The organism is Shewanella sp. SM55 (genome assembly GCF_025654025.1).
GTDB classification, from domain to species: Bacteria; Pseudomonadota; Gammaproteobacteria; order Enterobacterales; family Shewanellaceae; genus Shewanella; species Shewanella oncorhynchi.
Genome location: NZ_JAKKRS010000019.1, coordinates 90,880 through 113,255, shown reverse-complemented (window position 1 = coordinate 113,255; position 22,376 = coordinate 90,880). Strand labels below are relative to the sequence as shown.

Here is a 22,376-nt window from a genome sequence, read left to right as displayed (position 1 = left end):
GGCTAAGGTTTATTCGCCTTGTCAGCCACAGCATATTGCGCCAATTCGGTTTCGCTGAGTTTGCCTTGGGAAAGCGCACTAAAGTCGATGCGGGTCATATCCTGAGGGCTCACACTCGGCGCCGCGCTCAGCAGCACTAAGGATTGCAAGGTATCGCCACCCTCTAACACCATATTGGCGATGGCTTTTTTCATTAAGGGATCTTTGGGCGTTAGGCCTAATTGCCATTGGCCGTCTGTGCTCAAGCTTTCTGTTTTTAACCTGTCTGCGATTAGGAAGTGCAGTTCAAAGTTCTCACTTAAACCGGAAATATCACCGCCGAGCATAGCGCGCACTAGGCTGGGCAATAAATCCCCCATAGCGGCAGCACTGGCATTCGCATCGGCCTTGCTGACTTGGACTCGACCTTGGCTATCGCGCTGAATAAGCTGCTTATCCTTTAAAATCAGCAGGGATTCGAAGGGTTTTATCTGCTGCCAAATCAGCCCTTGCTCTTTGTCGAAGATAAACTGACCTTGGCTGATTAACGGCTTTTTGAGCACCTTTAGTTGCCGAGATTGCACAAACTGACCTCTCACCGTTTCGCCCAAGTTAAGCTTTTGGCTTAAGGCGACAAGCTGCGCGGTATCCGCACTTTGGCTAAAGAGTGTTTGATAAACACCGGGCTCAGCTAAGGTTTCTGCTTTGAGTGGCAGGGTTATCAAAGCACAAGCCAAGCAGAGAAATAATGCACACTTCGCCAGTACTGAGTTCATTAATCTTTCACCTTAGCGAGCAGGGTGGCGATTTTGTCACGGAACACCTCTGGGGTGACAAAGCACAATTCTTGGGTGCTCATATCGACCGCCGCCTGAATGGTATAACCCTTAGTGATGCGCGCACCACTTTCGACATCGCGGATTTGATAATTGATCTTTAAGCGGTTTTCCCACTCGACTAACTCTGCGCGCACTGTGATTTTTTGCTCGAAGGTGCTGGCTTTGACGTATTTAATCTGCAAATCGATAATAGGCCACGCATAGTTAGATGCTTGCATTTGGCGGTAGTTGTAGCCCAACTCATCGAGCAGTTTGCAGCGAGCAATCTCGAAATAACGCAGGTAATTGCCATGCCAAGTGATCCCCATGGAATCCACATCGTGGAAGGGGATTTGCATTTCCATATCGATAGTGAGCAATGATTTCATCGGCACACTTCCCATTCACCCGCTTGGATTTTCGCTATGGTTTGGCGCAGCACTGCTTCAAGCGGTCGGTCTTCGATTAAGGTATCAAAATCACCGCGCACTTGGGCGAGGGTTTTCGCCAATGAAGGGGTGAGCGAGGCTTCGTCCAGTTCATTTTGGGCGATACGCAGGCCAATACCTTGGGTCATGGCGAGCAGGGCTGCCGCCGCGACTTGTTCGGTCAATTGCAGCACGCGCATACAGTCGCGGGCGGCAATAGTGCCCATGCTCACCTTGTCTTGGTTGTGGCATTCGGTCGAGCGCGAGAATACGCTGGCGGGCATAGTGTGCTTGAGCGCTTCTGCTGTCCACGCCGATACCCCAATTTGCACCGCTTTAAAGCCATGATTAATCGCGCGGCGCGGGCCGGTTGAGCCGGATAAGTTAGCGGGTAAGCCATTATTAAACTTAGGGTCCATTACCAGTGCCATTTGGCGATCGATAAGATCGGCTAAGTTAGCCACAGTATTTTTCAGCGAATCCATCGCAAAGGCGATATGGCCGCCGTAAAAATGGCCACCGTGGAGAATATGCTCGCCTTCGCCGTCGACAATCGGGTTGTCGTTGGCGCTGTTGACTTCGGTTTCGATAAACTGACGCATAAACGGCAGCGCATCCTGCAACACGCCGATAATGTGCGGTGCGCAGCGGATGGAATATCTGTCCTGCAGCCGGTCTGAATTGCGCGGATGTTCGTGGTGATTTAAATCTTCCCGTATCCAAGTGGCGATTTGGTTTTGCCCCGGATGCGGTTTAGCGGCAAATAAGATTTCATCAAAATGGTTCGAGTTACCTTTTAACGTTAACGAAGCCATAGCGGTAATGCGGCTACTTAAGCGGGCAAGATATTGGGCGCGATCGAAGGCTAAACAGGCCAAGGCCGTCATTACAGCCGTGCCGTTCATCAGGGCTAAGCCTTCTTTTGGCCTCAGTACGTGCGGGGTGATGTTGAGCTTAGCGTAGACATCTTGAGTCGCTTGGCGTTCACCTTGGTAGATTACTTCGCGCTCACCGACTAACACGGCGGCCAAATACGACAGCGGTGTTAAGTCACCGCTGGCACCGACCGAACCTTCTTCTGGGATTACAGGGACTATGTTGAGATTGAGCAAGGTTTCGATGCGCTTTAATAGCTCATAGGTCACGCCAGATTTGCCAATGGCTAAGGAGTTTAAACGGCAAGCCATCACAGCGCGGGCCTGCATTATGCTTAAGGTCTCGCCTAAACCGCAGCCGTGGAAGCGGGTTAAATGCAGTGGCAATTCGTGGACCAGATCTAAGCTCACATTGACTGTGCAAGAGTCGCCATAACCAGTTGTTACACCATAAACCACGCCTTCTTCGTGCAGCAGGCTATCGATAAAGCGCGCACCTTTTTGGATATATTCTTGATAATCCGCATCGTCACAGAGCTTGACTGGTGCGCCCTTGGCGACGGCAACCACTTGTTCTAAGGTGATAAATTGACGGCCGAACTCAACAGCCTTTAAGTCTGATTGATTCTTTGAGTCGGCGGCTTGGGTGTGGCTCATGAATGACTTGTCCTGTCTGTCTTATGATCCTGCTCTGGGATCTGCGGTGATGTTGACTCTGCTGTTACAGCATCGGCTTGTACTGAATTGGCTGATACGCGTTCTAACTCGCTGTCTTTACGCCAAAAATCGAAGAAGTTAAACCATTGCAAAGGCTCGCGTCTGGCAAAGTATTCTAAACTTTCGCTGTAGCGATTTACCGCCTGCTGTAATCTGTCCATTCTGCCCGCCCTTGGGCCTTTAAGTGTTTCGGCGAAGTGCTCTAAATGCACCCGATAACGGCCCTGTTCCCGCAGGCAAAACATTAAAAACACAGGGCAATCGAGTAAACCTGCCAAAATAAACGGCCCTTGTGGAAACGCTGCGTCTTGCCCCATAAAGGGCGCGTACATGACGCGACCTTGGGTATTCGGCGAGGTTCTATCGCCCGCGATCACCACCAGTTCACCGTCTTCTATTTTTTGCTGCAACAGCATAGACGTCGCGGGGTTAAGCTCGGTCACTTGAATAAGATTAAGCGTGCTATCTGGATTTAACTGTTTGAGTACCTTATTGAAATTTTCCGCATGGCTCGTTAACACCATGACATTCACTTTGACTTTGCGCTGGTGGATTGAAATGGCGCGGCAAAGTTCTAAATTGCCAAGGTGCGACACTAATAACACGGCGCCTTTACCGCTTTCGAGTTGGTCGGTCAGCACTTGGCGATCGGGGAAATCCACTTGGCTCAATTGGATGCGATCGCACCATGCATCGATTCTATCGAGTGCGGCATTTCCAAAGGCTAAAAAGTGATTCAGGCAATCGCGCCAGCCTACAGGCTGATTCAGCTTAGGATGTTGCGGCTCAAGCGTTTGCACGCGGCGCAGGAAATCTAACGAGGCTTCGCGGGTGACTTTGCCCGTGAGAAAGAAATAGCAAATCACCGGATACATGATGGCGCGGCACAACCAATGGCCGCCAATACGATAGCTCTCGGCTAACAGTTTGATGCCCCAGTAACTGCCGCGCTCCTTCATGCCCGACCAATGGGTGGCTGTAGTTGATGATGTTGCTGACGAGCAATGGGAGTTTTGCGCGGCTTGTTGCTGTGATTTACGCTTCAATAGCCAAGGCAAGCGTTTGAGCATGCCGAAAAACAACTTGGTATGCAGTTTAGTGATGCGCACATTGTCGGCCACACCTTGAAAGTGACTAACACCACCTTCGGGATAAATCACCTTAGTCGGCTGGAATAAAATTTCCACCCCTTGCCAGTAGAGTTTGACGAGGATTTCAATATCAAAATCCATTCGTTCCGTTAATGCTTGCTGGCACAGTAATCGCTCGGTGGCGGCGAGGGGATAAACGCGAAAGCCACACATAGAATCTTTAATATCAAAGCTTAATGTTTCGACCCACACCCAAAAATGGGTGATATAACGGCCATAGAGCCTGCCCTTAGGCACGGATTCATCGTACTCGGGTTTGCCTGAAATCAGTGCATCGGGTTTAGCCTGCACCCTTGCTACCATAGCTGGAATATCGGCTAGATTGTGTTGACCATCGGCATCGACCTGCAGTGCATGACTAAAGCCATCGCGGTAGGCTCGGCGTAGGCCCGTCATCACAGCAGCGCCTTTACCACGGTTGTAAGGATGCAGCAGCAAAGTCACCCAAGGATAGGTTTGGGCTAAGGATTGCAGTAGATAACGGGTTTCGTCATTGCTGCCATCATCAATCAAATAACAGGGCAGATTAAATTGGGCGAGTTCGGCCAAGGTCTGGGCAATTGCGGCACTGTGATTGTAATTGGGGATCACTAAGGCGAGCTTAATGGGCGCCGACTCAACTAAGTCGCTGGGAGGTGTTAGCACTGGCTCGCCCCATCGCTGCTGTTAACGGGCGAGATATCGAAGGCGATACGACCTGAGGCGTAGCGGTTTTCACCATCGCTATAGGCGAAGGTGAGTTTCCCCTTAGCCGCATTATTGCTAATGCTTAGGGTGACTTCTTGCCCCGGCAGTATGAGTTGCTGAAACTTAAGCACTTCTAAGTTAGCAACCGCCTCTGAATAACCAAAATATTGGCAGCCTAAACGCACCGCCCAATCTAATTGCGTCACGCCTGGCAGTACGGCTTGCTCGGGGAAATGCCCCTTAAAATATTCAAGGTCGGCCGCCACTAATAGACGTAATTCAATGTTATCCATGCCGATATTAGAATGCAGGATCGGCGGTAAACTCGATTTAATCATGGTCAAATAACTCGACTAACTGGGCAGTGACACGCTTACCCTGAGTGTTAAGCGGTAAAATATCGGGATAACGCCAGCGGCGTGGCAGGGTGACTCGCTCAAATTGCGTCAGTAAATGTGCTTTTAACGCATTGTTGATACTGAGTTTTCCCTGCTCTTGATGCACACTGCGGCCAAGCGCGGAGAGGGTCACGACCGCGCCCAGTTGGGATTTAAACTGCGGCAATACGACAAGTGCGGCTTGCTCAACATAGGCGTGACTGCCTAACAGCGTTTCCATTTGCGCCAGTGACAGGCGTTTCTCTTCAATCTTAACGATGCGATCGAGTCGGCCCTTGAGTCTAAACTGGCCATTTTCGGTCGGTTCGATTTTATCTTCGCAGCGCAACCATTCATCGTCGGCTAAATAGGGTGATTTAAGCAGCAAGGCTCCATCGCTAGGATCTTGATCTATCGATATTCTGTCAAACACTTGCCAAGGTTCATCGGCCTCATGCTGACGGCGATAGGCGATGCCGCCCGTTTCTGTGCTACCAAAAATTTCGATGGGCAGATGGCCATAGCATTGGCTGATCCCCTGAGCCGCCGCAAAACTTAATGGCCCGCCGGAGCTAAACACTAAGCTAGGTGAGCGCAGCTGCCGCTCGTGCTCTAAGGCCTTAGGTAAACGCGATAACTGGGCAGGGCTACTGATCAAACACAAGTTTGGCAGTAAGGCAGTGTAATAGCTTAAGGTTTCTGGGTATTCAATCTGCTCACTTAAAAACGGCCGACTGGCGGCGAGTGGCCACAAAATCTTGAATAACAGGCCATAGATATGCTGGTGGGAAACCGTTGAAACCACACTGCAATGGGGTAAATGTTCGGCAAAGGTATGTTCGAGCACTGAGACTTCAACGTCTAATTGCTGAAGTGTTTTACGGATCGCCTTAGGTTCGCCACTGCTGCCGGAGGTAAATAGCACAAGTTCACCGATAGCCTCGCTCGCCGGCCAAGGCTTGTTCGGCAGGCTCAGCTCTTTTCTCAGTAGAATAAAGGCCTGACTTTCACACAATGGCTTGTCCGACAATATGCCTTCAAACTGGTGGGTTAACTCGCTCAGCGTGCCCGTTTGGGTGTTGGCTGGTAAGATAATTTCCTTGCCTGCTAACAGCGCCGCACATAAACCGACAGCAAACAGATCGCTGGTATCACTCGCGAGCAGCCATTTTTTCTCTGGCGCGGCCAGCAGTTGCTCATAAAAATACGCCACCTGATTGGTAAATAATGCACCTGTGACTATGTCGTGGTGATTAAAGCTGATCAGTTGTTGGGCAAAGGGCCCTTGGGTTAACCAGTTTTTGAGTAGCTGTGTCATGTTTTCTTCAACCAAAAGCTGCGATATAACCATTCCCCACCGAGGAGCAGTCCCATGAGTACGTATGCAATCAAACCGTTATACAAGGTCCAGGTTGCTAAGCTAGTAAAGCCAGCGGTGTAAGCCGCCATAGTGCCATTGAAGATAAATAAGCCGCACCAAAGTAGCGTGACTTTTTTAAGATACCCAGTGGCTTCATCCGGTAAATCGGGTTCTTTCAAACGGGCTAAACGTTCGATCATGCTAGGGCCAGTGTGCAGCGAATAACTGAACAGCGCCAGCATAGTGAGATTTATCACTACAGGGTAATACAGCAGCCAGTCACTGCGCTTGGCAAGATAACTGCCTGCCGTGAGCACAATCCCCACCAATAGTGGTAAAACTAATGTCTTAACCTTTTGCTTTTGTAGCATTAGCCGCATTATCAGCAATAAACACAGCACGAGCGCTATGGTGCCAGCAGGCAAGTAACTGAGCCCTAAATACACGGCAACGGGGTAGGCCAGCAAAGTTAGGGCGGTTAAGACCTGTAGCAAGGCTCGCATTAGGTTTTAACTAAACCTTCGATAGCATTAATCACATCGTTGATTGTGCGAACTGATTTAAATTCATCGGGTTGGATCTTTTTACCTGTCAGTTGCTGCAGTTTTATCACTAAGTCGACTGCATCAATACTGTCGAGATCGAGCTCTTCATACAGGTTGGCCTCAGGCGTAATCGCCTCGGCATCAATTTCGAATTCGTCCACTAAAATAGTGGTCAGCATAGCGAGGATTTGTTCACGATTTTGCATATTCCTCTCCTATGGACGCTGTGATTCGATAAAGCGAGCTAAGCTGGCAACACTGTGGAAATGGGCCTTAGTGGCATCCGAATTGGCTTCGATTTTGACATCAAATTTTTTCTTGATGGCTAAGCCGAGCTCGAGGGCGTCGATAGAATCTAAGCCTAAACCTTCGCCAAATAGCGGCGCATCGGTTTCAATATCATCAATGCTGACGTCTTCTAGATCGAGACAGTCGATGATTAACTGCTTTATTTCATTGTTTAAGTTCATAATTATTTTCGAGTTGTTGTTTATAGTAATGTTCAAGATCCCGCGTCAGCTGCCGGGCCATTTTTGCATGCTCACCTAAAGCCGCTTGGTACTTCTGGTAAGAAACGATTGTGCCGATTTCAACGGCCATTCCCATGGTTTGCCTTGGGATTTCATACCAAGGTTGCTCCTTTGTCAAACCACGGACATTGGTACGTAGCACCACAGGTAAAATATCCGCTTCGGCCCTTAAGGCGATATTGGCAGCGCCGCGGGCAAAGTGGTTAATGGTCGCACCGACCACCGTACGCGTGCCCTCGGGGAAGATGATTAAATTGGTGCCTCTTGCGAGCACTTCGCGGCAATCCTCTAGCATCAATTCGGCGCCGCGATTGGGAATATAACCCGCGCAGGACACCACACCCCGCAAAAATGGATTACGCCACAAAGCTTGTTTGACTATGCAGCCCGCATTGGGCATGAGACTTATCAATACCACCACATCGACTAAACTGGGGTGGTTGGCAATGACGATAACGCCTTTGGCATCATGTAATTTTTGGGCATCGTGGCTGCTGACCTTAATCACACCTGCCCAAGTGAGCATGGCGACAAAGCCTTTGAACATTAAATGCACGGCCTTTTGTACCCGAATAATCCGCGCCTCTGGTGTGCCTGGCCAAAAACGCAGTAGCGGCAGAATGGTCAAGGAGCTTAATAAGCCGCCTAAGCCAAAGGCGATATAACAACTCACGCCGCCTAGCCAACGTGGCACATAATTCAGCCCTTCGCGGCGAGTTTCCGGCAAGGTATAAGCGGCATTGAGTATTGAATCTTGATGATCCTTGGCGGCGTCATGGCTGTGGGCTGCATCAAACATGCTCAAGTCTCCAATGCCATTGGGATAAGCAGCCTGAAATATTTTGCGCCGTCGCTAGGGCGTGGATAAATGCACCATAGGTCAGCGGATTTAAAGCTGTTGCTTTAGAAATGCGGCTCACCGTGAGCTTGGCCGAAGCGGGTGTATCGAAGGGCGCGAGCTGTAGGCCTAGGGCCAAAGGTAATTCAAATTCTTGGGTAAACTCATCGTACACCGGAGGCACTGGGTCATCACCGAACACCAATAGCAATGGTTCTGGCGATTGATGTAATTGGGCGAAGGCTTCGACCATAGCTTGGGACAGGGTTTCTGTGCCCGCCGCAACAGAGGTTGAAGGCGCGGTATTGGCCGCCACTATGCCAAAAATGCCGCTGGCGGTGTTGTGCACCGACTGACTAAAACCTAAGGGCGATAAGGGCTGTTTGGCGATAATGTCTTCGAGCAGGCCAATGGTGCGCTGTAACTCTCCATGGCGCGAGGCAAAAATAGAGCGACAATTTGCAGGCATTTCGCACTGAAAACTCACCTCTAACATCATCTTAGTCAAGCGACTAAAACGGCGGCGCTGCATGGCGGGAATTTGTTTGAGTGCGGGAGCTGTGGTATCCGACTGTGGTGGCGTATCGAGATTGAGCTCAGCCGAACTCTCGCACCAAGTTTGCCAACTTTGATGGTGCTGATATTGGGGGGCCCAAGCGCCCCAAGAGAGAATGCTGAATGTTAGTTGCACTACTTTGCCTCGACACTAAATTTAAGCTGTCTTAGTTATCCCTAACTAAGTTAGAACATTAATGGATTGTCATACCATAGTGAGGAGTATACGCGTTAGAAGAATGACGCTCGAAATGCCCTCTACAGCGTGGTCATTCTACACTATGCCCTTTCTTTTTATGAAGCCATTTGCATTGTGCGGGTTAACGGAATGGGATCAAGTGCTGTGATTTACAGCACTTATTCGACATTGAGTAACAAATATCGCAGTGGCTATCTGATTTCGCTGACGCTTTAACTTACAGGTTAAAATGAAAAAAGGCGCACTGAGCGCCTTTTGGCATGAGCTTGATAACCTATTGCGACAATTGATTCTCGATTTTACGCAGCGCTACTTTCAACTTGCGAGTATTTTCTGGACCCATACGGATCAACAGTTTTTGTGCACTGGGTAGTGCCTCTAAGTTAGGGTCAACGAATTGATAGTTAACGCTAATTGAATTCAGCTCAATCGGATCTTCAATAATAGGTGCTGCGAGTAACATTTTAATCGCTTGCAGCATTCTGTCGTTAAATTTGGCGTTGCTGTAGCCGAGTTCGGTAAAGGCTTCCTCTAGGAGCGGCGTCAGTTGCTTGTAAGTTGTGATTAAGCTCTGTTCGTCCATTTTGGCAATCGAGTCAACATAGGCATCGTATCTGTGGAAACCCTCAGGATTTAAATACACTTTGTTGGTGATTTCTGAGACTGAGAACAGCTTCTCTGGTCCTTTAAGTGGGCTAACTTTACGGGTTAATTCACCCTGAGCTAGGTTATCCACGAATACCACAAATTGGCGGACGAGATCTTGCTGCACTAACGAAGAACTCAGCACATTGTTATTGATCATGGCGAGGGCTTTTTGTTGCACAAATGCATCACTTTCAGCCAGCACAGGCACAGGTTCTACGACAACTTCAGGCTCTGCCACTGCAGTGGTTTCAGTGCTATTGGTGTTCGTTTCTGTAACGGCAGGCGTCGTCTCTGTGGTTTCAGGCTCTGGCGCACTTTCGAGCGTCATAGGTTCAGATGGCGGTGTTTCAGGCAATACAATAGGGGCGTTAGGAATGAGTTTAGGTGAGTCAGAATCACCGCTGTAGTAATAATATCCTCCGGCAGAAAGTAGCACGACGAGCACTATCGCAAAAAGCGCAAAGCGATTGCTGCTAGAAGAAGTCTCTTGAGGTGTTATTCTATCATCTTGATTAACTTGCATTTTACATCCTTCGCTTGAGTGTCAAGGTAACTTGGTGAATACATGCAGCTAACATTAAAGTGCAAGAGCGGGCTATTTGAAGGCCGCAGGTTCATTTTGCAAGTTTCCATGCGCTTGTCTATAGCGCTTAGCTGAACATAAACAATTTATTTCGAGTAAAGGCAGATGTTACGCCTCGTTCTTTACCCTTTAATATTTGCGGCCTAAGCCTGCACATAGTGCTGTCTGTGCCCGAGCCAACGTAAAATAATTGCATCGACTTTTTCGGGAGCTTGCGCCATTACATGGCTCGCTAATTTCTGAATGTGTGGGATCAAAGCTTGATCGCGCACCAGATCGGCAATTTTGAGCTCAGCCAGTCCTGTTTGCTTAGTGCCAAGCACTTCACCCGGGCCACGAATTTCTAAATCTTTCTGCGCTATGATGAAACCATCATTGCTTTGTCTGAGTACGCTCAGTCTTTGGGTGGCGGTATGGCTCAACGGCGCCTTGTAGAGTAACACACAATGGCTTGCGATGGCGCCTCGACCGACTCGTCCGCGCAGTTGATGTAGTTGTGCTAGACCTAAACGTTCAGGGTTTTCAATGATCATCAGGCTGGCATTAGGCACGTCGACGCCCACTTCAATCACGGTTGTTGCTACCAGTAGATGAATAATGCCTGCCTTAAAGTCGGCCATGATTTGCTGTTTCTCGGCGCTCTTCAATCTGCCATGCACTAGGCCAATATTGAGCTCGGGCAGGACGAGGCGCAGTTCTTCGGCTGTGTCTTCGGCGGCTTGGCATTCGAGCACTTCGGATTCTTCAATCAGAGTACACACCCAATAGGCCTGACGTTGGTCGCTGATGACAGCGTTGCGGACCCGTTCAAGCACTTCGTTACGGCGTAAATCAGCAATCGCCACAGTGGTCACTGGAGTTCGCCCCGGCGGCAGTTCATCGATAATGGACGTGTCGAGATCCGCATAGGCCGTCATCGCTAGCGTGCGCGGGATCGGCGTTGCCGTCATGATCAATTGATGCGGGTGGAAACCTTGGTTCACGCCCTTTTCCCGCAGGCCTAAGCGTTGGTGTACGCCGAATCTGTGTTGCTCATCGATAATAATTAACGCGAGTTTGCTAAAGACTACATGCTGCTGGAAGATGGCATGGGTCCCAATTACCATCTGGGCTGCGCCAGATTCAATATCCGCAAGGGATTGGGTTCTGGCCTTGCCTTTAAGTTTTCCCGCCAGCCAACCTACCTTAAGTCCGAGTGGCTCAAACCAAGCGGCAAAGTTAGTTGCATGTTGCTCGGCCAATAACTCGGTCGGTGCCATCATGGCAACTTGATAACCGTTTTCAATCGCTTGTAATGCCGCCATCGCCGCGACTAAGGTTTTGCCAGAGCCAACATCCCCTTGCACTAAGCGCATCATAGGGTGCGGTTTTTCTAAATCTTTGCCTATATCAGCCACGACTCTTTGCTGGGCGCCAGTCGGTTTAAAGGGCAAAGCGGCGAGGAAAGGATTGAGCAACTGTCCCGTGGCCTGCATGGTGACAGCGGCATCTAAATTACTGCGCTGCCTTAGGCGTAACATGCTGAGATTGTGGGCGAGTAATTCTTCCTGCACGAGTCGCTGCTGTGCAGGGTGTTGGCCTAACTCTAAATCGAACTGAGAGATCCCCGCAGGAGGTCGGTGCAGCGTCTGCAGCGCTTGTTTAAGGCTGATGTTATTCGGTTGCAACTGCGGTGGCAGCAGCTCAGTTAAGCCACCCTCTTCCAGCAATACCAAAGCTTGCTCCGTCAGCTTTAGCCAACTCGCCTGTTTTAAGCCCTCAGTTGTGGGATAAATCGGCGTTAGGGTATCGCTTAGGTGAACATCTTCACCGGGATACACGACTTTATATTCTGGATGCACTATCTCAGCTTGATGACTACCACGGCGCACTTCACCATAGGCGCGGATCATCAAACCATTTTGCATGGCATTACGTTGGGCGACGGAAAAGTTAAAGAAGCGCATGCTCAAGCTGCCTGTATCGTCGCGCACATTGCAGACCAGCATACGCTTGCGGCCTTGGATTATTTGTGTCGATTGGATTTCAGCTTCTATAGTGCCGTAACCGCCTAGGCTGAGGGCGGCAATGGGATAGATTTGGGTTCTGTCTTCGTAGCGCAGGGGTAAGTGAAACAGCAGATCTTGTACTGTTGTGATGCCGAGCTTTGCGAGTTTCTCCGCGACCTTTTTGGCGACGCCTTTGAGGTCGGTGATCGGAACAAGATCCAATTGCTGCAAGTCGTTAGCACTCAATCACTGTGAATTTATACATATATTAACAGAGAATAAGCGTAAGGCAATCTCAAGGGGAATTAGGGTGTTATCAAATTTTGTTTGGAAGCATAGCTAATATCTTTCTGCGACCTTAAGGCCGCAAAATTGTTGATAAGATATCGTTAGGCTGAAAGCGTGGTTAACTGTGAGTGTTATTACAACCAGCCTTTTTGCTTGGCAATGCGGGCTGCATCGATTCGATTACTGGCATTGAGTTTGGCTATGGCTTCTGAGAGGTAGTTGCGAACAGTCCCTTCGGCGATAAAAAGAGTTTCGGCGATGTCGGAGGTGGATTTGCCTTCGCTAGCGAGGCGAAGAGCGCGGCGTTCTTTGTCGTTGAGCGGGTCGACATCGCCAATCGCCATCATGGCAAGTTCAGGATCGATCACTCGTTTTCCCGCCATCACTTGTTGAATCGCGTTGACTAAGGTTTCCGAGGGCGCATCTTTAAGCAGAAAGCCGCCCACACCCGCTTCGATGGCACGTTTAATATAGCCCGCACGGCCGAAGGTGGTAATGACCACAACCTTAGTTTGGCTATGTTGCTCCTTTAACCATGTAGCCAGCTCTAAGCCTGTGCGGCCGGGCATTTCGATATCCGTTAGCAAGAGATCAAAGCTTTGCTGTTTGAGTAAGCTTAGAGCTTCGTCGCCGTCACTCGCTTGGGTGATACTAAAACCCCCTGCAAGCGTGAGGAGTGCGGCGAGTGCTCCTCGCACCATAGCTTGATCTTCCGCCAATAAAATCTTCATTAATGTGTTGCTCCCTGCAAAGGTAAACTGACGGTAAATCTATATCCCTGTTCGAGATTATAGCTCAAGCTGCCGCCTAAACTGTCGAGACGCTCGCGTATACCAGTGAGGCCATTACCCTCTATAAAAGGTTTGGCCGCGGCATTGTCTTTGACTTCGAGCAGCAGGCGGTCTGATTGCTTAGAAAAGTGGATAGAGCATTCACTTGCACCGCTATGGCGAAGAATATTATTAATGAGTTCGGTGAGGATCAAACTCAGTTGGCTTTCTGTGCTTGCACCTAGCTTGGGTAGCTCACCACTGAGCTCGACACTTAAGCCTTTATCCCTTAAGGATTTACAAAGCTGCGTCACGCAACTCTCTAGGCCCTTGTGTTTGTAGTCTGACACTGTGTGGCGGATCTGGCTTAAACTTTCCCTTGCAATTTGTCCTAGCTCAGTCAATTGGGTTGATGCGAGTTCATATTCTTGTTTTGCGATAAGCTTTTCGGCTAGCTCAGCCTTAAGGGCGATGGAAGATAGGCTATGCCCCATAATGTCGTGTAGATCCCGCGCGATACGTTCACGCTCAAGCATAGTGGCCAAGGTGGTAATTTCTTGGGCACTTTGCTGTTCTTTCAATTTATGCCGATAACGTCTGCGTTCGGCGACACCAAACATGCCCACGCCGAGCACTAATCCCGAGCCGTAAAGCGGAAAGTAGTAACTGTTAAAGTGGTAAATCTCATTGAGGGCAAACAACAGGCCGATGAGGGCTGCAATAGCCAACAGACAGGTCCGGAGAGGATAAAAAAAGCCAATGAAGAAGGCTGCAAAGGTAAATAGCGAGATAGAGCCTGGGTTGATTGGTGTGATCGCTATTGCTATGGCCACCATAATGAGAATGGGCAGATAGGCGCTACGGCTATTGCACTTATAAGTCCAAAAATAACTGGCAATAAAAGGGATTAATACGGCAAAACTGAGGGCGATTTTCCAGCTTGGATAGGGATTTATGGCAAGTGGGATCAGATAAAACACTAAGTTTATCAAATACACCCAAGCAAGTTTTCGTTCGAGCTGAAGCGGAGTGCTTATCATGATGCCTCTGTGTCACTGAGTTGGTTGTTGAATGCCCACCGATGGCATCTGTTTTAATTTATTCTTTTTAGGGATTGGCGCTATCGTCAGCGCCATAGATCCCCGTTAACAACTTTGTCTATTTTGCACTTAATTGCTGATTTTGTTGAAGCAAAAATTTTGCCCAACCGTAATCTGCTTGTACTTTGATCGCTTGTTGCCAATCTTCAATCGCGCCTTGGCTATCGCCTAATTCCTGTTTAGCGAGCCCGCGCCACGTGTAAGCTTCGGCTTCACCCCAGCAAATATTGTCGCAAGGCTGGGCGAATCTTTCTATTGCTGTAGTGGCTAAGGTCTTAGCATTTTGCATGCTGCCGCCAAATATGGCTGGCGTGTTATAGGCGGCGATGGCTTTAACAAGTGCTACCCGTGGATTTTGTGGTTCTAATTGTTCGGCACTGGTAATCGCCTTGGCGGATTTCATGCCGAGCGTTGCACCTTTGCTATTGTCTAAGGCGATTTGCATGCCATAAACCGACGATAACAGCGCGAGGGATTCTGCATTCGCTTGGCTGGTTTCGAGTGCTTCTAATGTGGTTTGTGCTGTAGTCAGTGCGCTGCTAGCGAGTGTTTTCTGCCCCATTACATTGGCACTGATGGCTAAGCGATAGTTCGCATAGGCTTTATCATAATCTTGAGTGCTACCGCTCAGTTGTTGTAATTGCGTTAGATTCATCGCATTCGAGGCCGCGTCTACATTGGTGATGTTAGTGTTTGATGGCGTTGCTGCAAACGAGTGAGTACTGATAAGCAAAAAGCTGGAGGCGAGGAGTAATGTTTTCATGGTATTTCCTTATTGAGTGAGTTTCCCAATGTTTGGGTACGGGCTCATTATCAGAAATTCGATAGAAGAACTGCAGACACAAAGGTCATGGCTTTGGCATGACAAATGTCATCAGTTGAGTTGTGTGCTTATATTTTTTATGAGGTGTGCTTTAAAGAAAGTGCGTGATTAATAAAGTGGACAATACCTAGAGAGCAAAACACCGGAGAGGTCCCGGTGTTTTTTTATCGCAAATGATCAGCTAAGTGTTATACCACAGCTTGAGTGCTCGCTTGGTTTATTAGGTAGCCCAAGTAACCTAAGTAGCACAGTAGTAATACTGAACCTTCGCGGCGGCCAATACGAAATCCTGTCCAAGCGAAAGGTAAAATCATGATGGCAAATGCCAACATCACTATGAAATCAAAGGGTTGGAAGCCAAGTGATGATACTGGCTGTACTATTGCAGTAATACCTAAAATACCCAAAATATTGAATATGTTAGAACCGACAACGTTACCTATGGCTATGTCACTCTGACCTTTCAGTGCCGCTAGAACAGAAGTTACTAACTCTGGCATACTGGTACCAATCGCCACGATCGTTAAGCCGATAATGACTTCACTGATACCGAAGGTCTTGGCTAAATCTACTGCGCCGTTGACAAACAAAATACCGCCACCGACTAACATACCAATACCGACTAAGATAAATAGGGCTGAAAGTAGCGGATTATTTGGACCTGCTTCAATCTCTTCCTCTTCATTACCATTTTTCGAGCTGATGTAACTAAAGGCTAAATAACCGAACAGTAGTGACAGCAATATCACACCGTCAATTAGGCTGAGCTCGCCATCTAACAAGAGTGCCCAGAACAACATGGAAGCCAATATCATCAAAGGGATATCACGCTTTACGACTTGAGATTGCACTTGAATAGGGCGGATAAGTGCCGTGATGGCTAAAATCAAACCTATGTTAGCAATGTTAGAGCCAATAACGTTACCTAAGGCGATACCGCTGTTTCCTGCTAGAGCAGATTTTACACTCACAGCCAGTTCTGGTGCGCTAGTACCAAAGGCTACAATAGTTAAGCCTATGATAAGTGGCGTAATACCTAAACGTAGAGCGATTGAACTCGCGCCACGCACTAGGGCTTCTGCGCCTAAGGTTAAAATAATAAAACCGCCAATAATCGATAGTGTAATTAGCATCGTTAGACTCTGTTAAACCTAATATTGAATGGAAAAGTACAAGGGAATTGCCCCTTGGCCGACTGGCGCACATGATACGTGGTTTTATCGGATTTTGACAGAATATGTCATAAAAAAGCACACCCTAGGCGTGCTTAGTTTTAGCTGATGACCATGCTCGCCAACTGATTGTTTGGCCTAGTTATTTTTGAGTTAATTCATCTTCCCAGCGGACTTGGGCGCCACGAATGCCGTCAACTCGTTCGCTAAAGGCTTTTTCAAGCACATGGCGTTTGATTTTGAGGGTAGGCGTGAGCGCATCATTCTCAATCGTCCAAGGATCACTGACCACGACAATCGCATCGACATGTTCGTGTGACTCTAAGTGCGGATTAACGCTATCGAGTGTCGCTTTGAGTGAGGTGCGGACTTCTTCACGGGCTTGTAGATTTGCCCCTTCGGATAACTGCACTAGTGCGACGGGATGTGGCAGACCAGAGCCAATCACGCAGATCAGTTCAACATGGGGATCCTGCGCCAATTTACGTTCGATAGGCACGGGCGCTACATATTTGCCCTTGGCGGTTTTAAAGTTGTCTTTCACTCGGCCAGTAATAGTGACACAACCATCGGCATCAATTGAGCACAAATCGCCTGTGTGGAAGAAACCATCAGCATCGAATGCCGCTGCAGTAGCTTCAGGCTGCAGATAATAAGCTGTCATTAATCCCGGGCTCTTGAGCAGTAGCTCACCATCCTCGCCTTGGCGGATCTGGCAATCCTCAACTGGGCGGCCAACAGTACCAATTTTACGCGCATCAAAAGGATAGTTGATGATCGAATAGGCACAGTTTTCTGTCATACCCCAAGCTTCGCAGATATTAAGACCAATACTGTGATACCAGTGGATCAGTGATGGCGGAATAGGTGCCGAGCCAGAGCCGAGTAGACGACAATGGTTCAAGCCTAAACCCTTATGGATTTTGTATTTCACAAAGCTGCTAAGCAGTGGGATTTTCAGCAATAGATTAAGTTTACTGACCCCAATTTTGTCGATAATGTTTTTCTGAAACAGGCTCCATAACCGTGGTACCGAGAAGAATACCGTTGGTTTTGCCCGTTGAACATCGACAACGAAGGAGTCGAGACTTTCAACGAAAGCCACCACACTACCTGAGTAGAAGGATGAGCCTTCAATCGCAACGCGCTCTGTGATGTGGGCTAAGGGTAAATAGGATAAAAGTCTATCGTCGCCATCGGTGCGCAGGTCACGGACGACCGCTTGGCAAGTCCAGCCATAGCTGGCGAAGGTTTGAATCGCGCCCTTAGGTTGGCCAGTCGAGCCAGAGGTATAGATGAGTGTCATCACTTGATCTGGAGTAGGAAGTGGGGCGTTAACTAAGGGGTAGCCTAGCTTAAGTAATTGTTCCCATTGATATTGTGCTGGCATCGTATCATAAGGCATGGCAAGGCGTAGTAGCTCGCCGCCGACACCAGCCTCTTGGTCAGCCCAATGGTCAAGTTTGCCGAGAAAAATGGCTTTTGCGCCACTGTGTTGCAGCACATAGCGAATAGTATCTGTGTTGGCGGTAGGGTAAATAGGTACGCTGACATAGCCGCCGTGCATCAACGCGAGGTCGGTGATAAACCATTCGGCACAGTTTTTAGAGAGAACGGCAATTTTATCACCACGCTCTAAGCCTAAGTGATGTAAGGCTCCGGCAAGTTGTTGAACTTTTTCTTGAACTTCAGCCCAAGTAAAATCAAGGAATTGACCCTTGATCGGTTGGCGTAAATAGACTTGGTCCCCCTGAGTATTAGCCCAGTGCGCCAGCATTTCAATTGGCGTCTTAATCGCTGTATCCATTGGCAATTCCCTGTTATTTATTGTTCTTTTGGCTGTACCCAGTATGGCGAGTTTTGTGAGCTCGCGCAAATAGTTTACAAGATTGTAAAATATGAGAATGGAGCGCAAAGCCTACAAGTTGAGTGTTATACCAATCGTATTAAATATCTGTTCATTCAGCGGGAGTTCAACGCGCTTTAGACAAGGCGAAGGCTTGAAGGCATAGTGGTGCTCTGTCGAAAGCCTTAAACGCAGTATAAAGCGCGTTGCCATGTAGTGAACATCAGCCGCCCTTCGGGAGCCACACAGGCATCCCACTCCGGTGTTGCATTGACTTAAAAGGGAATAACCATTTCTGCGTCAATGCGCCTTGGATTGAAATGCCTGTGAGGCTCTGAACTGATTAGATATTTAATGTGATTGGTATGAAAGCAAGATGAAGAGAGTGGCGAGCGGAGTGTTGGATTGTGTTGGCAACAAAAAGGCGCCGTAGCGCCTTTTCGTTTATAGAAGGTGAAATGCTAGCGCTTACAGCTCCATCACACCGTCCATTTCAACTTGAGAATCCTTCGGCAATTGCTTCACGCCGATAGCAGCACGGGCTGGGTATGGCTGGCTGAAGTAACGGCTCATGATTTCATTTACTTTAGCGAAGTGGCTTAAATCAATCAGGAAGATGTTGAGCTTAACGATATCGTTGATTGAACCACCCGCAGCAGTACAAACCGCCGTCAGGTTTTCAAATACTTGCACGACTTGCGCTTCAAAATCATCGCTGACAATTTGCATTGTGCTTGGCACGAGCGGGATCTGGCCAGATAAATACACTGTGCTGCCGACTTTAACCGCTTGTGAATAAGTGCCTATGGCCGCTGGGGCGTTTTCGGTCGCTATGATGATTTTTTCTGCCATGACGCTCTCTCTAGTGTTGAGTTAATTAACGATTACGGGACGTGCGCAGTACTTCGGGCAGTACCCTAATTCGGCGCATCACGTTGGCTAAATGGATCCTGTCTTTCACCGAAATCCGCAGGTTGATCAAATACACACGACCATCACGTTCTTCAGTGCTGAGGTTGTGAATGTTTGAACCTTCGGCGGCAATGATCGAGGTGATCTTCGCCAGTGCACCTTGGTGGTTAACAATTTCCACCCGCAGATTGGCTTGGTAATCAACGCCTTCAACATTATCCCATTGTACGGGAATATACTTGTCTGGCTCGCCTTGATAACCACGAATATTGGCGCAGTTTTCCATGTGTACCACTAAGCCCTTACCTTGGCTCACGTGCGCTATCACGGCATCACCTGGGATGGGGCGGCAACAGTTAGCGAAGGTAACGAGCATGCCTTCGGCGCCACGAATTGGCATCATGTGGCCGTCGCGACTCTCTTGATTCTCAAGATTATCGCCAATCAAACGCTGGGCGATAACAATACTCATGGCATTGCCAAGACCGATATCGGCGAGCAGCGAATCGAGCGTCGTATGTTTAGTATCGCGGATCACTTTTTCAATCTGCTCAGGCGCAATGCTGTCGAGCTTAGTTTTGCCGAGCGCATGGTTGAGTAGGCGGCGACCGAGTGCAATCGCATCATCACCTTTAAGGCTTTTCAGCACTTGGCGAATTTTAGCGCGAGCCTTGCCAGTCACCACAAAGTTCAGCCAAGCGGCATTAGGACGCGCGCCTTTGGCGGTAATGATTTCAACGGTTTGGCCTGAAATTAACGGCTGACTGAGCGGATACGCTTGGCGGTTAACACGGGCGCCGACGCAGGTATTACCTACATCCGTATGCACTTCGTAGGCAAAGTCTACCGCGGTGGCATTGACGGGTAATTCCAGAATGCGACCTTCAGGGGTGAACACATAAATCTCTTCAGGGAAGAGTTCCGTCTTCACGTTTTCAACGAATTCGAATGAGGTGCTGGCGCTTTGTTGTAATTCTAACAAGCTTTGCATCCACTTACGGGCACGCACTTGAGTCGTCGTGCCTTGGCCTGTTTGCGCACCGCCTTTGTAGGCCCAGTGTGCGGCAACCCCTTTGTCGGCCATCTGATCCATATCTTCGGTACGAATTTGGATCTCAACGGGCACGCCGTGTGGACCAAATAAAGAGGTATGGAGAGATTGATAACCGTTGGCTTTAGGGATAGCGATATAATCTTTGAAACGACCGGGACGAGGCTTGTACAGTCCATGCATGGCGCCAAGTACGCGATAACAAGTGTCGATGGAATCGACTATCACCCTAAAGGCGTAGATATCCATCACTTCTTGGAATTGCAGCTCTTTACTCTGCATCTTGTTATAGATGGAGTAGAGGTTTTTCTCGCGACCTTTGACTTTCCCTGGAATACCCGCATCGTTTAAGCGCGTATACACAGCGGCTTCAATGCCTTGGATCAATTCTTTGCGATTGCCACGGGCGGCTTTAACGACTTCTTTAAGCACCCGATATCGCATTGGATAATAAGCTTGGAAACCTAAGTCTTCTAACTCTGTCTTGATGTTATGGATACCAAGACGGTTAGCGATAGGTGCGTAGATTTCTAAGGTTTCGCGGGCGATACGGCGACGTTTGTCGGGACGCAGTGCGCCTAAGGTACGCATGTTGTGGGTTCTATCGGCAAGCTTGATGAGGATAACGCGGATATCCTGCGTCATCGCCATCATCATTTTACGGAAGTTTTCAGCCTGAGCTTCTTTCTTGTCGCGAAATTTAAGCTTATCGAGTTTTGACACGCCTTCGACGAGTTCGGCCACCGCGACACCGAATAATTCGGCTAAATCGTCTTTGGTGACATGGGTATCTTCGATGGTGTCATGGAGCAGTGCTGCCATCAGCGTCTCATGATCAAGACGCATGTCAGCAAGGATGCGGGCAACCGCAACCGGATGAGTAATATAAGGTTCGCCACTCGTGCGCATTTGCCCTTCGTGGGCATCGCGCGCAATCTGGTACGCCTGCTTGAGCAATTCTACCTGTTCAGGTTCTAAGTAACCGGAAGCAGACTCCTTTAGACCTTCAAACAGATACAAGTGGCAGCTCTCCTTTTACCTAAATAGGTTTTTACTCAAAAACTATAATGAACGACCTTCAGCAATGGCTGCAACCGCTGCAATTTCAGCGGCTTCACGCTCACGTACCGTTTGACGCTCATCGGCATCTAAGGTGTGAGCATTAACTAAACCTAGTTCGATTTCACGCAGGGCGATAACCGTGGGTTTGTCGTTCATCTCTTCAACCATAGGGTCTTTACCCTGCACGGCGATTTGGCGAGCACGACGCGCCGCAACCAAGATCATATCAAAACGGTTGCCGATTTGTTCTACGGCGTCTTCTACAGTTACGCGAGCCATGTGTTGAAACTCCAGTTTATCTAGGGAAAAAATGACGCAAAATTGTACACTATGACAGCTATCCTGCCAACAGATCGTGAAGCATATCATTTTGCGCGTGGATCTGACTAGCACCTGTTAAGCGCTGACTGCGAATGATGGCACGCAAATCGGCTAAGGCAGTGTCAAAATCGTCGTTGACGATAATAAAATCATATTCTTTATAGTGGGACATTTCCGATACGGCTTGTGCCATACGGCTGGCGATAACATCGCTACTGTCTTGTCCACGACCTGTGAGGCGGCGCTCTAGCTCGGCTTTAGAGGGTGGTAGAATAAACACACCAACGGCTTCTGGCATCACGGCTTTAACTTGTTCGGCACCTTGCCAGTCGATATCGAGGAAAACATCGATACCTTGGGTGAGCGTATGCTCGATCACATGGCGCGAGGTACCATAGTAATTGCCAAACACTTCTGCCCATTCAAAAAAGGCATTTTCAGCAATTAAGGCTTTGAATTGCTCAACATTAACGAAGTGATAGTGTTGACCATCAACTTCACCTGGGCGTGGTGCGCGGGTGGTATGAGATACCGAAACCTGCATGTCGGCTGGCTTGTCTTTAAGCAAGGCTGAAATCAACGAGGATTTACCTGCGCCACTTGGCGCCGACACAATAAATAAATTTCCGCGTGCGGTCATGAGCTAAATATCCAATGGGTTAACGCAAGAAGGGCCCAGAAAGCCGAGTATTATACCGATTTTGACCATAGAAATACTAGGGCTTGTTGGCTGGCAATTTAAGCCTATTTTAG

General features: G+C 48.7%; 22 protein-coding genes. All 22 read right to left on the bottom strand.

Annotated features, from left to right (window positions below; all coding sequences use genetic code 11):
* Window positions 1-2 precede the first annotated feature (2 nt).
* A complete protein-coding gene (locus L5L91_RS20265; RefSeq protein ID WP_263237537.1) occupies window positions 3-755 on the bottom strand; it encodes an outer membrane lipoprotein carrier protein LolA in 753 nt (250 codons plus the stop codon).
* Window positions 755-1,186, bottom strand: coding sequence for an acyl-CoA thioesterase (locus L5L91_RS20260; RefSeq protein WP_263237535.1), 432 nt, complete (start codon window positions 1,184-1,186; stop codon window positions 755-757). Before L5L91_RS20260 ends, L5L91_RS20265 begins: the two co-directional genes overlap by 1 nt.
* Entirely contained in the window at window positions 1,183-2,757 is a 1,575-nt protein-coding gene (hutH, locus tag L5L91_RS20255; protein WP_263237534.1) for a histidine ammonia-lyase, read from the bottom strand. The genes L5L91_RS20260 and hutH overlap by 4 nt, the downstream gene beginning before the upstream one ends.
* Window positions 2,754-4,613 carry a glycosyltransferase family 2 protein gene (locus tag L5L91_RS20250; protein ID WP_263237532.1) on the bottom strand — a complete coding sequence of 620 codons (1,860 nt, stop codon included), beginning with the start codon at window positions 4,611-4,613 and terminating at the stop codon, window positions 2,754-2,756. The genes hutH and L5L91_RS20250 overlap by 4 nt, the downstream gene beginning before the upstream one ends.
* Window positions 4,607-4,993, bottom strand: coding sequence for a thioester dehydrase (locus L5L91_RS20245; protein WP_263237531.1), 387 nt, complete (start codon window positions 4,991-4,993; stop codon window positions 4,607-4,609). Before L5L91_RS20245 ends, L5L91_RS20250 begins: the two co-directional genes overlap by 7 nt.
* Window positions 4,986-6,350 carry an AMP-binding protein gene (locus tag L5L91_RS20240; protein WP_263237529.1) on the bottom strand — a complete coding sequence of 455 codons (1,365 nt, stop codon included), beginning with the start codon at window positions 6,348-6,350 and terminating at the stop codon, window positions 4,986-4,988. The genes L5L91_RS20245 and L5L91_RS20240 overlap by 8 nt, the downstream gene beginning before the upstream one ends.
* Window positions 6,347-6,895, bottom strand: coding sequence for a hypothetical protein (locus tag L5L91_RS20235; RefSeq protein WP_263168721.1), 549 nt, complete (start codon window positions 6,893-6,895; stop codon window positions 6,347-6,349). The genes L5L91_RS20240 and L5L91_RS20235 overlap by 4 nt, the downstream gene beginning before the upstream one ends.
* Entirely contained in the window at window positions 6,895-7,143 is a 249-nt protein-coding gene (locus L5L91_RS20230; protein WP_011787696.1) for an acyl carrier protein, read from the bottom strand. The genes L5L91_RS20235 and L5L91_RS20230 overlap by 1 nt, the downstream gene beginning before the upstream one ends.
* Before the next feature lie 9 nt (window positions 7,144-7,152).
* Window positions 7,153-7,407 (bottom strand): phosphopantetheine-binding protein, encoded by a 255-nt coding sequence (locus L5L91_RS20225; protein ID WP_011787697.1) that lies wholly within the window; start codon window positions 7,405-7,407, stop codon window positions 7,153-7,155.
* Complete coding sequence (locus tag L5L91_RS20220; RefSeq protein ID WP_263164394.1) at window positions 7,391-8,266, bottom strand: lysophospholipid acyltransferase family protein; 876 nt, start codon at window positions 8,264-8,266, stop codon at window positions 7,391-7,393. The genes L5L91_RS20225 and L5L91_RS20220 overlap by 17 nt, the downstream gene beginning before the upstream one ends.
* Window positions 8,259-8,996 carry a beta-ketoacyl synthase chain length factor gene (locus L5L91_RS20215; RefSeq protein WP_113941113.1) on the bottom strand — a complete coding sequence of 246 codons (738 nt, stop codon included), beginning with the start codon at window positions 8,994-8,996 and terminating at the stop codon, window positions 8,259-8,261. The genes L5L91_RS20220 and L5L91_RS20215 overlap by 8 nt, the downstream gene beginning before the upstream one ends.
* 337 nt (window positions 8,997-9,333) lie before the next feature.
* On the bottom strand, window positions 9,334-10,230 hold the full coding sequence (locus tag L5L91_RS20210) for a DUF3014 domain-containing protein (RefSeq protein ID WP_219255063.1): 897 nt from the start codon (window positions 10,228-10,230) through the stop codon (window positions 9,334-9,336).
* Window positions 10,231-10,433: 203 nt separating this feature from the next.
* Entirely contained in the window at window positions 10,434-12,509 is a 2,076-nt protein-coding gene (gene recG, locus L5L91_RS20205; RefSeq protein ID WP_263164396.1) for an ATP-dependent DNA helicase RecG, read from the bottom strand.
* Between the two features lie 191 nt (window positions 12,510-12,700).
* Window positions 12,701-13,297, bottom strand: coding sequence for a response regulator transcription factor (locus L5L91_RS20200; protein ID WP_198572537.1), 597 nt, complete (start codon window positions 13,295-13,297; stop codon window positions 12,701-12,703).
* Window positions 13,297-14,376, bottom strand: coding sequence for a sensor histidine kinase (locus L5L91_RS20195; protein WP_263140726.1), 1,080 nt, complete (start codon window positions 14,374-14,376; stop codon window positions 13,297-13,299). Before L5L91_RS20195 ends, L5L91_RS20200 begins: the two co-directional genes overlap by 1 nt.
* A gap of 118 nt (window positions 14,377-14,494) precedes the next feature.
* A complete protein-coding gene (locus L5L91_RS20190) occupies window positions 14,495-15,199 on the bottom strand; it encodes a tetratricopeptide repeat protein (protein ID WP_263237527.1) in 705 nt (234 codons plus the stop codon).
* A gap of 248 nt (window positions 15,200-15,447) precedes the next feature.
* The gene (locus L5L91_RS20185) at window positions 15,448-16,392 is read right to left on the bottom strand and encodes a calcium/sodium antiporter (protein WP_105251158.1); all 945 of its coding nucleotides are present in this window, start codon (window positions 16,390-16,392) and stop codon (window positions 15,448-15,450) included.
* Between the two features lie 181 nt (window positions 16,393-16,573).
* Window positions 16,574-18,238 (bottom strand): AMP-binding protein, encoded by a 1,665-nt coding sequence (locus L5L91_RS20180; RefSeq protein WP_212600293.1) that lies wholly within the window; start codon window positions 18,236-18,238, stop codon window positions 16,574-16,576.
* 507 nt (window positions 18,239-18,745) lie between these two features.
* Window positions 18,746-19,129 carry a RidA family protein gene (locus tag L5L91_RS20175; protein ID WP_006079838.1) on the bottom strand — a complete coding sequence of 128 codons (384 nt, stop codon included), beginning with the start codon at window positions 19,127-19,129 and terminating at the stop codon, window positions 18,746-18,748.
* A 25-nt stretch (window positions 19,130-19,154) separates the two neighbouring features.
* Window positions 19,155-21,260, bottom strand: coding sequence for a bifunctional GTP diphosphokinase/guanosine-3',5'-bis pyrophosphate 3'-pyrophosphohydrolase (gene spoT, locus L5L91_RS20170; RefSeq protein WP_105251161.1), 2,106 nt, complete (start codon window positions 21,258-21,260; stop codon window positions 19,155-19,157).
* 42 nt (window positions 21,261-21,302) lie between these two features.
* Window positions 21,303-21,581, bottom strand: coding sequence for a DNA-directed RNA polymerase subunit omega (rpoZ, locus tag L5L91_RS20165; protein WP_007651394.1), 279 nt, complete (start codon window positions 21,579-21,581; stop codon window positions 21,303-21,305).
* Between the two features lie 58 nt (window positions 21,582-21,639).
* On the bottom strand, window positions 21,640-22,263 hold the full coding sequence (gene gmk, locus L5L91_RS20160) for a guanylate kinase (RefSeq protein WP_105251162.1): 624 nt from the start codon (window positions 22,261-22,263) through the stop codon (window positions 21,640-21,642).
* Between the last annotated feature and the right edge of the window lie 113 nt (window positions 22,264-22,376).

Coding starts and splice junctions, on each gene's coding strand:
- L5L91_RS20265 (WP_263237537.1), bottom strand. CDS start 755: ATGAACTCAGTACTGGCGAAGTGTGCATTATTTCTCTGCTTGGCTTGT.
- L5L91_RS20260 (WP_263237535.1), bottom strand. CDS start 1,186: ATGAAATCATTGCTCACTATCGATATGGAAATGCAAATCCCCTTCCAC.
- hutH (WP_263237534.1), bottom strand. CDS start 2,757: ATGAGCCACACCCAAGCCGCCGACTCAAAGAATCAATCAGACTTAAAG.
- L5L91_RS20245 (WP_263237531.1), bottom strand. CDS start 4,993: ATGATTAAATCGAGTTTACCGCCGATCCTGCATTCTAATATCGGCATG.
- L5L91_RS20240 (WP_263237529.1), bottom strand. CDS start 6,350: ATGACACAGCTACTCAAAAACTGGTTAACCCAAGGGCCCTTTGCCCAA.
- L5L91_RS20235 (WP_263168721.1), bottom strand. CDS start 6,895: ATGCGAGCCTTGCTACAGGTCTTAACCGCCCTAACTTTGCTGGCCTAC.
- L5L91_RS20230 (WP_011787696.1), bottom strand. CDS start 7,143: ATGCAAAATCGTGAACAAATCCTCGCTATGCTGACCACTATTTTAGTG.
- L5L91_RS20225 (WP_011787697.1), bottom strand. CDS start 7,407: ATGAACTTAAACAATGAAATAAAGCAGTTAATCATCGACTGTCTCGAT.
- L5L91_RS20220 (WP_263164394.1), bottom strand. CDS start 8,266: ATGTTTGATGCAGCCCACAGCCATGACGCCGCCAAGGATCATCAAGAT.
- L5L91_RS20210 (WP_219255063.1), bottom strand. CDS start 10,230: ATGCAAGTTAATCAAGATGATAGAATAACACCTCAAGAGACTTCTTCT.
- L5L91_RS20200 (WP_198572537.1), bottom strand. CDS start 13,297: ATGAAGATTTTATTGGCGGAAGATCAAGCTATGGTGCGAGGAGCACTC.
- L5L91_RS20195 (WP_263140726.1), bottom strand. CDS start 14,376: ATGATAAGCACTCCGCTTCAGCTCGAACGAAAACTTGCTTGGGTGTAT.
- L5L91_RS20190 (WP_263237527.1), bottom strand. CDS start 15,199: ATGAAAACATTACTCCTCGCCTCCAGCTTTTTGCTTATCAGTACTCAC.
- L5L91_RS20185 (WP_105251158.1), bottom strand. CDS start 16,392: ATGCTAATTACACTATCGATTATTGGCGGTTTTATTATTTTAACCTTA.
- L5L91_RS20180 (WP_212600293.1), bottom strand. CDS start 18,238: ATGGATACAGCGATTAAGACGCCAATTGAAATGCTGGCGCACTGGGCT.
- L5L91_RS20175 (WP_006079838.1), bottom strand. CDS start 19,129: ATGGCAGAAAAAATCATCATAGCGACCGAAAACGCCCCAGCGGCCATA.
- rpoZ (WP_007651394.1), bottom strand. CDS start 21,581: ATGGCTCGCGTAACTGTAGAAGACGCCGTAGAACAAATCGGCAACCGT.
- gmk (WP_105251162.1), bottom strand. CDS start 22,263: ATGACCGCACGCGGAAATTTATTTATTGTGTCGGCGCCAAGTGGCGCA.